General features: G+C 72.6%; 8 protein-coding genes. 4 read left to right on the top strand and 4 right to left on the bottom strand.

Translation table 11 applies throughout. The features are described from left to right. Positions 1-5: 5 nt before the first annotated feature. On the bottom strand, positions 6-203 hold the full coding sequence (locus tag AB0C02_RS29330; protein ID WP_357552366.1) for a heavy-metal-associated domain-containing protein: 198 nt from the start codon (positions 201-203) through the stop codon (positions 6-8). 224 nt (positions 204-427) lie between these two features. Between AB0C02_RS29330 and AB0C02_RS29325 the strand changes: the two genes are divergently transcribed. Continuing rightward, positions 428-3,664, top strand: coding sequence for a heavy metal translocating P-type ATPase (locus AB0C02_RS29325; protein WP_357552365.1), 3,237 nt, complete (start codon positions 428-430; stop codon positions 3,662-3,664). Between the two features lie 87 nt (positions 3,665-3,751). Here AB0C02_RS29325 and AB0C02_RS29320 read toward each other — a convergent pair whose 3' ends face one another. Beyond that, positions 3,752-4,465, bottom strand: a complete 714-nt coding sequence (locus tag AB0C02_RS29320) for a spermidine synthase (protein ID WP_357552364.1) — start codon at positions 4,463-4,465, stop codon at positions 3,752-3,754. Between the two features lie 281 nt (positions 4,466-4,746). Between AB0C02_RS29320 and AB0C02_RS29315 the strand changes: the two genes are divergently transcribed. Further along, entirely contained in the window at positions 4,747-5,751 is a 1,005-nt protein-coding gene (locus tag AB0C02_RS29315) for a zinc-binding dehydrogenase (RefSeq protein WP_357552390.1), read from the top strand. 19 nt (positions 5,752-5,770) lie between these two features. Here the strand turns inward: AB0C02_RS29315 and AB0C02_RS29310 are convergent, their stop codons facing one another. Next, positions 5,771-6,379: a class I SAM-dependent methyltransferase gene (locus AB0C02_RS29310; RefSeq protein WP_357552363.1), complete on the bottom strand. Its 609-nt coding sequence runs from the start codon at positions 6,377-6,379 to the stop codon at positions 5,771-5,773. 158 nt (positions 6,380-6,537) lie between these two features. Between AB0C02_RS29310 and eccB the strand changes: the two genes are divergently transcribed. Continuing rightward, entirely contained in the window at positions 6,538-7,920 is a 1,383-nt protein-coding gene (eccB, locus tag AB0C02_RS29305; protein ID WP_357552362.1) for a type VII secretion protein EccB, read from the top strand. A gap of 29 nt (positions 7,921-7,949) precedes the next feature. On the opposite strand, the gene AB0C02_RS29300 is transcribed toward eccB, so the two are convergent. Further along, a complete protein-coding gene (locus AB0C02_RS29300; RefSeq protein WP_357552361.1) occupies positions 7,950-8,555 on the bottom strand; it encodes a methyltransferase domain-containing protein in 606 nt (201 codons plus the stop codon). Between the two features lie 295 nt (positions 8,556-8,850). Here AB0C02_RS29300 and AB0C02_RS29295 point away from each other — a divergent pair, with 295 nt between their 5' ends. Then, the gene (locus AB0C02_RS29295; protein WP_357552389.1) at positions 8,851-14,868 is read left to right on the top strand and encodes a ThuA domain-containing protein; all 6,018 of its coding nucleotides are present in this window, start codon (positions 8,851-8,853) and stop codon (positions 14,866-14,868) included. Positions 14,869-14,982 lie beyond the last annotated feature (114 nt).

The raw sequence follows: 14,982 nt of genomic DNA, 5'->3' as shown, positions 1-14,982 counted from the left end.
TCTCCTCACGCGACCTGGTGGCCGGCCTCGCCGATGGCCGCCACGACGGCGGCCCGGTCGGCGTCGCCGTCGACCCGGACGGTCCGGGCCGCGAGGTCCACCTCCACGGCGTGGACCCCGGCCACCTGGCCGACCTCCTCCCGGATTGCCTCGACGCAGCGGCCGCAGCTGATGTTCGGCACGGTGAGCACGAGCTGGTTCACGGTGTCGCTCCTTCGTTCGGTGGGCCGCCGACGTGGCGGCCTGGCAGCCCGAACCGTGCCGGTGGGCGCTGTCCGCGCCCTGTCGCGTACGGCGGAAAGGGGGCGACGGGCCGCGGACAGTGGGCGGACAGCGGCGGCCGGGAGCGTGGCGACACCGACCCGCAGCGGCGGGCGGGAGGCAGCCAGGGCGCCTGCGACGCCCCGGTACGAAGGGAGCAAGTGCGATGACGACACCGACGGTCGTCTCCGGCACGCTGGACATCGGCGGGATGACCTGTGCGTCCTGTGTCCGCCGGGTGGAGCGGGCGCTGAGCCGGGTCGAGGGAGTGGAACGGGCCGTGGTCAACCTGGCGACCGAGACGGCGAGCGTCGACTACGACCCTGCCCGGGTGAGCTCGCCGGTGCTGGTCGCCGCGGTGGAGCGCGCCGGCTACATCGCCACCGTGCCCGCCGCCGAGCCGCCCCGGTCGGGCCGCGCACCGGAGCCCCCGGGCCCGGACGGCGACGCCGAGCGGGCGCAGGAGCGGGAGGTCACCCGGCTCAAGCGGATCTGGCAGCTCACCCTCGGCACCGGCCTGTCGATGATGGTGCTGATGTATCTGCCGCTGCCCATCGACGCGATGGACTGGCTGATGCCGGCGCTGCTGGTCGTCGCGACCGTGGTGCAGTTCGGGGCGGGCCGGCCGTTCTACCGGGCGGCCTGGGCGGCGGCCCGGCACGGCGGCGTCAACATGCACACCCTCGTTGCGCTCGGCACCACCGTCGCCTACGCCTACAGCGCGTTCGTCACGCTCTGGCCGGCGGCGGCCGAACGGCTCGGCCTGCCGCTGCACGTCTACTTCGAGATTTCCGTGGTGGTCATCGCGCTGGTGCTCACCGGCCGCTGGATGGAGGCCCGCGCGCGGCGGCAGACCGGCGTGGCGATCGCCGCGCTGCTCGGACTGCGTCCCCGCGCCGCCCGGGTGCTGCGCGACGGCGTCGAGACCGAGGTGCCGGTCGAGTCGGTCGTGGTCGGTGACCTGGTCCGGGTCCGCCCGGGGGAGCAGGTGCCGGTGGACGGCATTGTCACCGAGGGGGCGTCGACCGTGGACGAGAGCATGCTGACCGGTGAGAGCATGCCGGTGTCGAAGACGGTCGGGGACGTGGTCATCGGCTCCACGGTCAACCGGACGGGTTCGCTGGTGCTGCGGGCCACCGCGGTGGGCCAGGACACCACCCTCGCCCAGATCATCCGACTGGTCCAGCAGGCGCAGGGTGCCAAGGCGCCGATGCAGCGGCTGGTCGACACGGTCTCCGCCTGGTTCGTCCCGGCGGTGATCGGGCTGGCCCTGCTCACCTTCGGCGTCTGGGCGGTCGCCGGGCCCGCCGACGGGCGGCTGACCCTGGGCATCGGCACCGCGATCGCGGTGCTGATCATCGCCTGTCCGTGCGCGCTCGGCCTGGCCACCCCGACGGCGATCATGGTCGGCACCGGCAAGGCCGCCGAACTGGGCATCCTCATCTCCGGCGGCGACGCCCTCGAACAGGCCCGGCGGGTCACCACCGTGGTGCTGGACAAGACCGGCACGCTCACCCGCGGCCGCCCCGACGTCACCGGCGTCCACGTCGTCGACGGCGTCGACGCCGACCGGCTGCTGGCGTACGCGGCGGCGGCCGAGACCGGCTCCGAGCACCCGCTCGGCGAGGCGATCGTCCGGCACGCCCGCGCCCGTGACGTGGCCGTTCCGGCGGCGGACTCCTTCGAGGCGGTGCCCGGGTACGGCGTCGAGGCGCGGGTCGACGGCGCGAGCCTGCTCATCGGCAACCAGGCCCTGATGCGCCGCCACGGGGTCGACGTCAGCCCCCTGTCGACGGAGGTCACCGCGGTCGCCGCCGCCGGTGGCACCCCGGTGCACGTCGCCCTCGACGGTCGGCTCGCCGCCGTGATCGGGGTGGCCGACACCGTCCGGCCCGAGGCCGCCGAGGCGGTCGCCCAGCTCCGGGAGCTCGGCCTGGACGTCCGGATGCTCACCGGCGACAACCGGGTCACCGCCGAGGTGGTGGCTCGCGAGGTCGGCATCGAGCACGTCATCGCCGAGGTCCGCCCCGAGGAGAAGGCCGCCCGGGTCGCCGCCCTGCAGGAGCAGGGCGCGGTGGTGGCGATGGTCGGCGACGGGATCAACGACGCGCCGGCGCTGGCCCGCGCGGATCTCGGCATCGCCATCGGCACCGGCACCGACGTGGCGATCGCCGCCTCCGACATCACCCTGGTCGGCGGGGACCTGCGCGGCATCGTCTCGGCGATCGCGCTGTCCAAGCGTACGGTCACCACGATCAAGCAGGGGCTGGGCTGGGCGTTCGGCTACAACATGCTGCTCATCCCGGTGGCCGCCGGGGTGCTCTACCCGGCCTGGGGCATCCTGCTCGACCCGTCCCTGGCGGCCGCAGCGATGGCGATGAGCTCGGTCAGCGTGGTCACCAACGCGCTGCGGCTGCGCCGCTTCCGCCGGCCGGAGACCGCCGCCGCGCTGCGGCCCCGGCCGGGCGCCCGGATCGGCGAGTGGGCGTACCTGACCGGGGTGGCCGCCCTCGCCCTCGCCGTGGGCGCCGGCTTCACCGCGCTGAGCCGCACCGACACCGCCGCGCGCGGCATGAACGGGGTGCTGGCCTGGGCGCAGGGCACCGGCATGCCGATGCGGCCGGCTATGAGCACCATGATGACCGTCGAGACCGAACCGGTGCCCGCCGAGGAGGCGGGGCTGCGGGTCGATGTCCGGATGCCCGCCGAGGTGCTGCCCGGCCAACCCGCCACGCTGCGGATCCGGGTCACCGACGCGAAGACCGGCCGACCGGTCCGCGACGTCGGGCGCAGTCACGAGGCCTGGATGCACCTGATCGCTGTCCGCGACGACCTGGCCAGCTTCGCCCACGTCCACCCACAGCCGACGGGCCGGCCCGGCGAGTTCGACGTCATGGTCACCTTCCCCACCATCGGCCGCTACGTCGTCCACGTCGAGTTCCGGCGCAAGGGCCAGCTCACCGACGTGCTGCAGCGGCGCGACGTGGTGGTCGGCGACCCCGCCGACGTCATCCACCAGCGGCCGACGGTGTCCGGGCGGCAGCAGGTCGTCGACGGCGTCCAGGTGACCCTGGACGGGACCGCGAACGTCGGCCGCAGCCGCTTCACCTACCGCTTCGCCGACGCGGCCACCGGCCGGCCGCTGACCGGGCTGCGGCCGTACCTCGCCGCCGCCGGGCACGTGGTGATCATGTCGGCGGCGGGCGACAGCTTCGCCCACGAGCACGCCGAGACCACCGACGCCGACGGCCGGCCGGTCTTCGCGCTGCCCGGCCAGACCTACGGGCCGGACCTCGACCTGCACGTCGACTTTCCCCGCCCGGGCCGTTACCGGCTCTGGGGCCAGTTCCGCCTCGCCGACGGCCAGGTGATCACCGTTCCGTTCACCGTCGACGCCCGCTGACCGTCCGGCACTGCTCGGCGGTGAGACTCCGGCGGATCGGGCCGGTCCGGTGACTCCCGGACCGGCCCGGGTCGTGCCCCGGGGCGGTCAGTGCCGGGCCACGTAGACGGTGTTCGCGGCCTCCCGGCGTTGCAGCGGGTTCGGAAATCGGACGACGTGCGCCACCGAGGTCGGGAACACCTCGGTCAGCACCCGCTGGAACGCCGGGTCGGGCGGGTCGTTGGACCAGAGCGCGAAGACGCCGTCCGGGTGCAGCAGCGCGGCGAGCCGGCGCAGCCCCTCCACCGTGTAGAAGGCGGCGTGGCTGGGGTGCAGCACCTGACGCGGCGAGTGGTCCACGTCGAGCAGCACCGCGTGGAAGCGCCGGCCCGGCGACTCCGGGTCGAGGCCGGCGCCGTCGGCGACCGCCGCGAAGAAATCGGCCCGCACGAACCGGGTACGCGGGTCGGCGGCCAGCCCGGCGGCGAACGGCAGCAGGTCGCGCTGGTGCCAGTCGATCACGTCTTCGATCGCCTCGACCACCAGCAACGAGCGGACCCGGGGATCCTCCAGCGCGGTCCGCGCGGTGTAGCCGAGCCCGAGACCGCCCACCACCACGTCCAGGGAGTTCCCGGTCAGCGGTGCCAGCCCGAGCCGGGCGAGTTCGATCTCCGCGACCGGGAAGAGGCTGGACATCAGGAACTCGTCGTCGAGCTTCACCTCGTACACGTCGACGTCGAGCGACGGGTCGCGGCGCCGGCGCAGGCTGATCGCCCCGATCGGCGTCTCCCGCCAGGCCAGTTCTTCGAATCGAGCCGCCACCGCAGTGGTCCTCTCCGCCGGTTTGTGACCGGATGTTACCGGCCCGTCGAACCGTGGCGGGCCATCCGCCCGGGTCAGCCCTTTTTCGTCGCGGCGGGCATCGCCGGCCCCGCGCCGGGTACGCCTACGACGACTCCAGCTCGGCTGGCGGCCACGATTCGGCCTCCGCGCCGCTGGGCGGCGCTCCGGACCGAAAGAAGGCCGGTCTGACGCCGCGCGGCGGCCTGGAGCCGTCGCCGGTCGGGTGAGGGCGCTGGGGGAAGGAGCGGAGCGTGGCGGAGATGCTGGCCGGGCGGCTGCACGTCGCCGAGCGGGCGTTGCGGATGGAGACGGTGCCGGTGCCCGAGCCGGGACGCGGGCAGGTCCGGATCCGGGTCGCCGCCGCCGGGGTGTGCCTGTCTGACGTGCACCTGATCGACGGCACCCTGAACCCGATGTACCTGGTGGGCGACGCGGTGACCCTCGGGCACGAGGTCGCCGGCACCGTGGACGCGCTCGGCGACGGGGTGCGGGGCTGGCAGCCGGGCCAGCGGGTGCTGCTGCAGGCGGGGGAGCGGGACCGGTTCGGCTTCGTGCTCACCCGCGGCGTCGACTACGACGGCGGCTGGGCCGAGTACGCCCTGGCCCGCGAGGACACCCTGGTCCCCGTTCCGGACCTGCTCCCGTTCGAGCAGGCCTGCATCATCCCGGACGCGGTCGCCACGCCGTGGGCGGCGATCACCGACACCGGGCGGGTCCGGCCGGCGGAGGCGGTCGCGGTGTGGGGCGTCGGCGGGCTGGGCGCGCACGCGGTGCAGTTGCTGCTGCTGGTCGGCGCGGCCCCGGTGATCGCCGTGGACCCGCTGCCGGCGGCCCGGGACCGGGCGATCGCCCTGGGCGCGGACGTGGCCCTCGACCCGAAGGACGGCGGTTTCAAGGACGCCGTGCTGGAGTTGACCGGCACCCGAGGCCTGGACGTCGCGTTCGACTTCGCCGGCGTCAACACGGCCCGGGAGCAGGCCATGACCGTGCTCGGCCGGCACGGTCGGCTGGTGCTCGCCGGGATCGCCAACCAGCCGATCAGCATCCCGTCGGACAGCCGGTTCACCTACAACCGGCAGGTGGTCCTCGGCCACTACGGCTCGGAGGACGAGCACGTCGGGCAGTTGGCGACGCTCACCGGGCTGGGCCGGCTCGACCTGTCCGCGTCGGTCAGCGACGTGCTGGCCCTGGCCGACGCGCCGGAGGCGGTGCGCCGGATGCGGGACAAGCAGGGCAACCCGATCCGGCTCATTCTGCGTCCGTGACCCCAGCCCTCCTTGCGCCTCAGGCGGCGGGGCGGATCGCGACGACGACGGTATCGAGGGCGTTGACGCTCCCACCGTCGGCGGTGGGCACCGGACGGCGGGCGGTCTCGGCCCGCTGGATCCGCAGCCCGGCGAGACCGTCGACCACCGCCTCCGGGGTGAGCAGGATCGCCGGGTCCTGCGGGCCGCCGGTGCCGTCGGTGAGGTTGGCCCGGTCGTGGCCGACGACGACCAGGGTGCCGCCGGGGCGCAGCGCCCGTCGCGCCGAGTCGAGCACCGTCGCCAGCTCTTCGGCGGGCAGGTGCAGGTAGCTGATCAAAACCAGGTCGTAGCTGCCGGGCACCGGCCGGTACGCGGTGACGTCCGCGACCCGCCACTCGACCGCTACGCCCCGCCGGGCGGCCAACTCGCGACCCCGCTCGACGGCCACCGGCGAGAAGTCCAGCGCGGTGACCCGCCAGCCGCGCTCGGCCAGCCAGGCGGTGTTGCGTCCCTCACCGGCCGCCAGGTCGATAGCGCTACCCGGGGTGAGCCCCTCGACCGACTCGACGACGAACCGGTTCGGCTCGGCGCCCCACACCAGATCCGGCGCGGCGGCGTACCGCGCGTCCCAGGCGCTGCTGTCCACTGTGTTTCCTCCTCCGGTGGCGTCGCCCCCGACGCCACCGCGACCGTACCGTTCTATGCGAGCGCTCCCAAAGCGGCCCGGCCTGGCCGTACGCAGGGCCCACGTGGGATCGACGCAGCGCTTATCCTGTGCCCCGACGATCCAGGGGAAGGGATCCGATGCCGTCGCGGCAGGACCAGCTCCATTCGTACCAGTTCACGGTCCAGCGGGCGGTGGCCGCGCTGGTGATGCGGGAGACCGACCCCGCGCGGTCGCCGTTCCGGCGGCTGGCCGGCGCGGGCCTGGCCAGCGTGCTGGTCGCCGTGATCGCGCTCGGCGGCGTGGCCACGTACGGCCTGTTCGCCCGCGGGGGCAGTTCCTGGCGCGACGCCGGCGCGGTGATCGTGGAGAAGGAGTCCGGCGCGCGGTTCGTCTACCGGGAGAACACGCTCCATCCGGTGCTCAACTACGCCTCCGCCCTGCTGATCATCGGAGCGGACCATCCGAAGACCGTCCTGGTCTCCCGCCGCTCGATCGAAGGCGTGCCGCGCGGCCTGCCCCTCGGCATCCCCGACGCGCCGGACTCCCTGCCGTCGTCCGGCCGGCTCGCCACCGGGGCATGGACGGTGTGCTCGGTCGACGTCACCGAGGCGGGGCGGACCGAGGTCAGCTCGGCTCTGCTGATCGGGCGGGACGCGCCCGGCGGGCGGTCGCTCGGTGAGCAGGCGCTGCTGCTGCGGCATCCGGACGACAGCCTGCACCTGCTCTGGCACGGGCGGCACTACCTGCTCCGCGATCCCGACCGGGTGCTCGCCGCGCTGGCCGCCACCCCGGCCCGGGCGGTGTCGGTGGCCCCGGCACTGCTCAACACCGTGCCGGCCGGCGCCGACCTGGCCCCGCCCCCGGTACGCCACCTCGGTGAGCCCTCCGACCGGGTCACCGGCGCCACCGTCGGCGACGTCTACCTGGTCCGCAACTCGGGCGGCAGCCGCCAGTACGCGGTGGCCGAGCGGGACGGCCTGGCCGGCATCACCGAGCTCCAGGCCGCGCTGCTGCTCGCCCGTACCGGCCAGGGCGACCCGAAGCCGATCACCCTTGGCCGTTTCGCCGCCCTGCCCAAGCTTCCCGACCGGGCGCCGACCGGGCCCGCCGCCCCGCCGGCCGTGCCGCCCCGGCTGGCGACCGTGGACGGCGGCGCGCTCTGCGCCCGGGTTGGCGACGACAGCGGCGTACCCGACGTCCGGATGGGCGTCCGGCCGCCGGACCTCACCGCCGCGCCGCCGACGGCGGCCGACCGGGGCGGGCTCGCCGACCGGGTGCTGGTCGAACCGGGGCGGGGCGCGGTGGTCGAGGCCGTGCCGGCGCCCGGCGCCTCCGGGGGCGCGATCTGCGTCGTCACCGACCTCGGCCGGCGGCACGTGCTCACCGGCCCCGACGTGCTCGGCATGCTCGGCTACGCCGGCGTGCCCCCGGTGCGGCTGCCGGCGAGCCTGGTCAGCCTGGTCCCGGCCGGCAGCCCGCTCGACCCGTCCGCCGCCCGGACGGTCGCCGCCCCGGCCTGAACAGCCCGCGCGGCGCGAGGATCAGCGGATCAGTTGCCGGGTTTGCGCAGTGCCGTCACCGCGAAGCCGGCGTCATCCCGCCACGGGCGCAGGTCCCAGGTGGCGAAGCGGTGCTCCAGACGGAACCCCGCGGCTACCGCGTCGGCGTCGAAGTCGGTGAGCGGGTAGCCCCGGTCGGTGCCGAAGCCGACCACCACGATCCCGTCCGGGCGGACGTGCGCGGCGATCCGGGTGAGGACCCTCCCCTCGGTGCCCGGAGCGACGAACGCCAGCACATTGCCGGCGCACACGACGGCGTCGAAGGGCTCCGGCTCGCCCTGCGCGGCCAGGTCCAGTTCGGCCAGGTCGCCGACCAGCCAGCGCGGACCGGGGTGGTCGGCGCGGGCCGCCTCGATCAGCGCCGGGTCGGCGTCCACCCCGACCACGCGGTGGCTGCGGGCGGCGAGTGCGGCGCCGACCCTGCCGGTGCCGCAGCCGGCGTCCAGGATCCGGGCGCCCGGCGGGACCATCGCGTCCAGCAGCCGAGCCTCGCCGGCCAGGTCCGCCCCCTCGGCGGCGAGCCGCCGGAACCGCTCGATGTACCACTGCGAGTGGCCGGGCTCGGTATCGGTCACCCAACGGGTCGGCTTTCCCATGCCGTCACCGTATCCGGATCTCTGCCGACGCCGGCCCGTACGGCCTGTTACCTAAACGTGACCCGGATTCTCCTCATCACCGTATTGCCCTCGCGGCCATCCCCGGGCGTTAATTTGTTCAGTCAGCTGGCAAAAATGCCACCGGCCTCGGCGGGCCGGCGGTGTCGAACAGCCCTGACCGGCCTTCGGCGAGCCGGGCTGGGGACCCCCTGTCCCTGATCGACGGAGGAAATCCCTCGTGTCACATCGCCGACGTCGCGGCCTACGCGACACCCTCTCCCATGCCCTGTTGAGTATCACCGTCGGCCTCACCGCGACGGCGACCGCGCTGGTGGGCGGCCCGGCCGCCGCCCAGGCGGCACCCGCCCGGGCGGCCGCGGAGCCGACCTACTCGGTGCTGGTCTTCTCCAAGACCGCCGGGTTCCGGCACGACTCCATCCCCGCCGGCATCGCCGCGATCGAGAAGCTCGGCACCGAGCACGGCTTCGCCGTCGACAGGACGGAGGACGCCACCGCGTTCAACGACGCCAACCTCGCCCGGTACAAGGCCGTCATCTGGCTGTCCACCACCGGAGACGTCCTCGACGAGGCACAGCAGGCGGCCTTCGAGCGCTACATCCAGGCCGGCGGCGGCTACGCCGGCGTCCACGCCGCCTCCGACACCGAGTACAACTGGTCCTGGTACGGCAACCTGGTCGGCGCGTACTTCGCCTCGCACCCGGCCGAACAGACGGCCACCATCAAGGTCGAGGACCCGGCGCACCCGTCGACCACGTCGCTGCCGTCGCGGTGGTCCCGCTACGACGAGTGGTACAACTTCCAGACCAACCCGCGTGGCAAGGTGCACGTGCTGGCCAGCCTCGACGAGCGCAGCTACTCGGCGGGCGCGGGCGCGATGGGCGCCGACCACCCGTTCGCCTGGTGCCATGACTACGACGGCGGGCGCGCCTGGTACACCGCCGGCGGCCACACTCAGGCGTCCTACACCGATCCGCAGTTCCTGGCTCACCTGCTCGGCGGCATCCAGACCGTGTCGGGCGCGGTGAAGGCCGACTGCAACGCCTCGCTGGGCGGCTCGTTCGAGAAGGTAACCCTGGACGGCAACACGAACAACCCCATGGAGCTGGACATCGCCGCGGACGGGCGGGTGTTCTACGCCGAACGCGACGGCCGGGTCCAGATCATCAAGCCGGACACCCACACCACGGTCACGGCGGTCAGGCTCAACGTCTTCACGGGTAACGAGGACGGGCTGCTCGGCCTGCGGTTGGACCCGAACTTCGCCGTCAACAAGTGGATCTACCTGTACTACGCACCCAACGGCGGCGGGCCGCGCAACCTGCTGTCGCGCTTCACAGTGGAGGGTGACTCGATCAACCTGTCGAGCGAAAAGGTGCTGCTGCAGGTCGACACGCAGCGCAACACCTGCTGCCACGCGGGCGGCAGCATCGTGTTCGACAGCGCCGGCAACCTCTACCTGGCCACCGGCGACAACACCAACCCGTTCGAGTCGGACAACTACACCCCGATCGACGAGCGGCCGGGCCGTCAGGACTATGACGCGCAGCGCTCCTCGGGCAACACCAACGACCTGCGGGGCAAGGTGATCCGCATCCACCCGGAGGCGGACGGCACCTACACCGTTCCGGCGGGCAACCTCTTCCCGGCCGGCACCGCGAAGACCCGCCCGGAGATCTACGGGATGGGGTTCCGCAACCCGTTCCGGATCGGTATGGACCTCAAGACCGACACCCTCTACGTGGCTGACTACGGCCCGGACGCGGGGGCGGCCAACCCGAACCGGGGCCCCGAGGGCCTGGTGGAGTGGAACATCGTCGGGCGGCCGGGCAACTATGGCTGGCCGTACTGCACGGGCAACAACTCCGCGTACAACCGCTACACCTTCCCGTCGGGCCCCAGCGGCGCGAAGTTCGACTGCTCGGCGCCGGTGAACACCTCGCCGAACAACACCGGTCTGACCAACCTGCCGCCGGCCATCCCGGCCACCGTCTGGTACGGCTACGCCACCAACCCGCTCTTCCCGGAGATCGGTGGTGGCGGCGCGCCGATGGCCGGCCCGGTCTACCGGTACGACCCGAACCTGGCCTCGGACCGCAAGTGGCCCGGGTACTTCGACGGCAAGGCGCTGTTCGGCGAGTGGAACCAGAACAAGCTGTACAGCTTCCAGGTCACGCCCGATGGCCGGTCGCTGGTGGACATCAAGCGGCTGCTGGCTGGGATGAAGTTCATCCGCCCGATGGACCTGGAGTTCGGGCCGGACGGTGCGATGTACCTGATCGAGTGGGGCACCGGCTTCGGCGGCAACAACAACGACTCCGGCGTCTACCGCATCGACTATATCGCCGGCGAGCGGGCCCCGATCGCGGTGGCCAAGGGCGAGCCGACCTCGGGTCAGCTGCCGCTGACGGTGCAGTTCTCCAGCCAGGGCTCGCGTGACCCGGACGGGGGCGCGCTCAGCTACGCCTGGACGTTCGGCGACGGCGGCACCTCGACCGAGCCGAACCCGACGCACGTCTACACCAAGGCGGGCAACTACACCGCGCAGCTCACCGTGACCAACCCGAAGGACCGCACCGCGGTCGCCAACGTGCCGATCACGGCGGGCAACACCGCCCCCACCGTCAAGATCGAGTTTCCGCCCGACGGCGGCTTCTACGACTGGGGCGACCAGGTCAAGTACACGGTCAAGGTGACCGACCCCGAGGACGGCGAGATCGACTGCGCCAAGGTCGTCCTGCAGTCCTACCTGGGCCACGATGAGCACGCCCACCCGCTGGAGTCGTACACCGGCTGCTCGGGCACGGTGCAGACCTCGCTCAGCTCCGGTCACGGCGCGGAAGCCAACGTGTTCGCGGTGCTGGAGGCCTCGTACACCGACAAGGGCGGCGTTGGCGGGGCGGGCCCGCTCACCGGCCGGTCGCTGGTGCAACTGCAGCCGAAGCGCAAGCAGGCCGAGTACTTCAGCGCCACCGGCCGGGTGCCCGGCAGCGACAGCAACGGTGACCCGGGCGTGCAGCGGGAGAACACCGGTGACTCCGCCGGGGGCTACCAGAACATCGGCTGGATCGAGGACGGCGACTGGTGGTCCTTCGCGCCCACCAACCTCACCGGCGTCGATTCGCTGCGCTTCCGGGTGGCCTCCAACGCGACGGGTGGCCTGATCGAGGTACGCACCGGCACGTACGACGGACCGCTGGTGGCCACCGCCACCGTGCCGGTGACCGGCGCCTGGCAGACCTACACGGACGTGACGGTCGCGCTCACCGGAGCCAGCACCACCACCGGGCCGCTGTTCTTCGTGGCCCGTCGGCCGGTCGGCACCACCCACAAGGACTCCCTGTTCAACGTCAACTGGGTGGACTTCCTGGGCCGGGGCATCACCGAGAACGCGCCACCGGTGGTGACCGCGACGGCCACTCCGACGACGGGCACCGCGCCGTTGAAGGTCGACTTCACCAGCACGGCAACCGACCCGGATGGCGACTACCCGCTGACCTACGCGTGGGACTTCGGTGACGGCGGCAAGGCGACGACCGCCAACGCCAGCCACACCTACACCACGCCGGGGCTGTTCACGACCACCCTGACCGTGACCGACGCGCGCGGCGCCAAGTCGTTCACCAACGTCACGGTCAAGGTCGACGCGCGGAACACGGCCTGCTTCGGGGTGCATTCGGACAACTTCGACGGCACCTCGCTGGACCGGAGCCGGTGGTCGACGATCATCCGGGAGAACCAGACGTACGCCGTGCGTGACGGTTCTCTGATCCTGCCCACCGGCGTGGGTGACCTGTACGGCGGCCGCAACGACGCCACCAACATCGTGCTGCAGCCCGCACCGAACGGGGCCTGGCAGGCGACGACGAAGGTGACGCTGCCGACCGCGCAGAACTACCAGCAGGCCGGTCTGATCCTCTACGGCGACGACGACAACTACGCCAAGTTGGACCTGCTCTACTCGGGCAGCCGCCGGGTCGAGTTCGTCCGGGAGAACGCGGGCGACCCGCGTAACGAGAGCGCGGACAGCGCGGCCGCTCCGGCCGGAGACACGATCTACCTGCGGTTGACCAGTGACGGCACCAACCTGACGGCGGCGTTCTCGGCCGACGGCCAGACGTTCACCCCGGTCGGTCGGGCCGCCGGCCTGGCCGGCATCAACAACCCCAAGATCGGCCTGTTCGCGCTCCAGGGCGGCACGGACGCCCCGGTGGTGAACGCGGCCTTCGACTGGTTCCAGATCTCGCCGGACACGCTGGCCGAACCGGTGGACCCGTCGGACGAGTTCAACGGCACCAGCCTGGACAAGTGCCGGTGGAACGCGATCGTCCGCGAGGATCCGACCGCGTACCGGGTCAGCGGTGGTGCGCTGCGGATCGACGTGCCCAACGGTGACATCTACGGCACCGGCAACACCGGGCCGACGAACTTCATCCTGCAGACCGCGCCGGCAGGCGACTGGACCCTGGAGACGAAGGTCGACGGCAGCCTGCTCGACGAGCAGTACCAGCAGGCCGGGCTGATCGTGTACGCCGACGACGACAACTACGTGAAGTTCGACTACATCGTGGACAACCAGGTCGGGCAGCCGGTGGCGCGGCGGATCGAGTTCCGCAGCGAGATCGGCGCCGCGGTGCAGGACCCGCAACCTCAGGTGCAGAACCTGACCAGCGCGGTCTGGTACCTGCGGCTGGAGCGCAAGGGCAACGTGTACACGGCGTCGTACTCGGCGAACGGCACTACCTGGACGTCGTTCCAGTCGCTGACCAACGCCGTGGTCGGGGCCACGCCGAAGGTGGGTCTGTTCACCCTCGGCGCCAACCAGAACGCCCGCAAGACCGCCGCGTTCGACTACTTCCGGCTCAGCGTCGCGGCCAGCGACAGCACCCCGCCGGTGACGAGCGCGAAGGTCGAGGGCACGGTCACGGCCGGCTGGCACACCGGGCCGGCGACGGTCACGCTGAGCGCCACCGACAACGCCGGTGGCAGCGGCGTGGCCAAGACCGAGTACCAGCTCGACGGCGACACCGCGTGGACGGCCTACACCGAGCCGATCGTGGTCTCCGGTGACGGCACCCACGCGGTGCGGTTCCGCTCGACCGACAAGGCGGGCAACGTCGAGGCGACGAAGAGCGTCGACTTCAAGATCGACACCATCGCCCCGGTGACCACCGCGGCGTTCGCCCCGGCGAACGACGAGGGCTGGCACAGGGGCGCCGTACCGGTGACCCTGTCGGCGACGGACGCCGGCTCCGGGGTCGCCAAGCTGGAGTGGGCGCTCGACGGCGGTTCGTGGACGCCGTACACCGCGCCGGTCAACGTCAGCGGCGACGGGCAGCACGAGCTGCTCTACCGCGCCACCGACGCCGCCGGCAACACCGAGACGCTCAAGTCGGCGATCCTGAAGATCGACGCGACCCGGCCGACGGTGCTGGTGTCCGGCCTGGCCGACGGCCAGCTCTACGGTGACAGCGAGGACGTGCGAATCCGGTACGAGGCGGTCGACGCCACCTCGGGCATCAAGGCGGTCGTCGGCACCCTCGACGGCCGGGCCTACCGGAGCAACACGCTCCAGCCCATGTTCGAGCTGGCGCTCGGCATGCACGAGCTGACCGTGACCGCCACGGACAAGGCCGACAACCAGTCGACCACCACCGTGCGGTTCTTCGTCACCACCTCGTTCCGGGACATGCAGAAGCTGCTGGACCGGTTCAAGGCCTCGGGGCTGCTGTCGGACCTGGCACACAAGAAGCTGACGAACAAGCTCAGCAACGTTCGGCTCTCCGAGGCGACCGACAACGACAAGCGGGCGATCGAGCAGTTGATGGCGTTCCGCGACCTCGCCAAGGACGCCAAGCTGGTCACCGACAGCGGTGTCCGTGACGTGCTGGTCCGGGACACCGACGCGATGATCGTGCGGCTCGGCGGCGCATGGAACAGCGGCTCGGAGATCCAGAAGCTGATCGACCAGTTCCGGTCGGAGGGCAAGCTGACGACCGTGGCGCACCGGAAGCTGACGAACAAGCTCGCCAATGCGCTGGAGTCCGAGTCGGAGGGCAACAACAAGCGGGCCATCCAGCAGATGACCGCCTTCGCCGTGCTCGCCGGCGACGCCGAACTGGTCACCGACGCCGATGCGCGTGACGTGCTGGTCCGGGAGGCCGAGGCGGCGGTCGTGCGCCTCGACGGCTCGGCCGGCGGCACCGGAGTCAAGACCAGCTCCGGCCAGTCGCTGTACGGCACCGGCCGCCTCGACGGGGACGCGACCCGCGTCGCCGAGGGCGGCAGTCTGTAACACCCGCGCGGGGGGGGGGGGGGGGGGGGCGCCCCCGCCCCGGGGCGGCCCCCCCCCCCCCGCGGGCGTGCACCGGCGGGCTGAGAGCCAACATGACTGCCGCGCCCCCCCCCC

The organism is Micromonospora sp. NPDC048999 (assembly GCF_040649295.1).
GTDB lineage: Bacteria > Actinomycetota > Actinomycetes > Mycobacteriales > Micromonosporaceae > Micromonospora.
Note: the sequence above shows the minus strand (reverse complement) of the source record. Positions and strands in the feature narration are given on the sequence as shown.

Excerpts from the sequence above, each read along its gene's own strand:
- AB0C02_RS29325 (WP_357552365.1), top strand. The coding sequence starts at position 428 with ATGACGACACCGACGGTCGTCTCCGGCACGCTGGACATCGGCGGGATG.
- AB0C02_RS29315 (WP_357552390.1), top strand. The coding sequence starts at position 4,747 with ATGCTGGCCGGGCGGCTGCACGTCGCCGAGCGGGCGTTGCGGATGGAG.
- eccB (WP_357552362.1), top strand. The coding sequence starts at position 6,538 with ATGCCGTCGCGGCAGGACCAGCTCCATTCGTACCAGTTCACGGTCCAG.
- AB0C02_RS29300 (WP_357552361.1), bottom strand. The coding sequence starts at position 8,555 with ATGGGAAAGCCGACCCGTTGGGTGACCGATACCGAGCCCGGCCACTCG.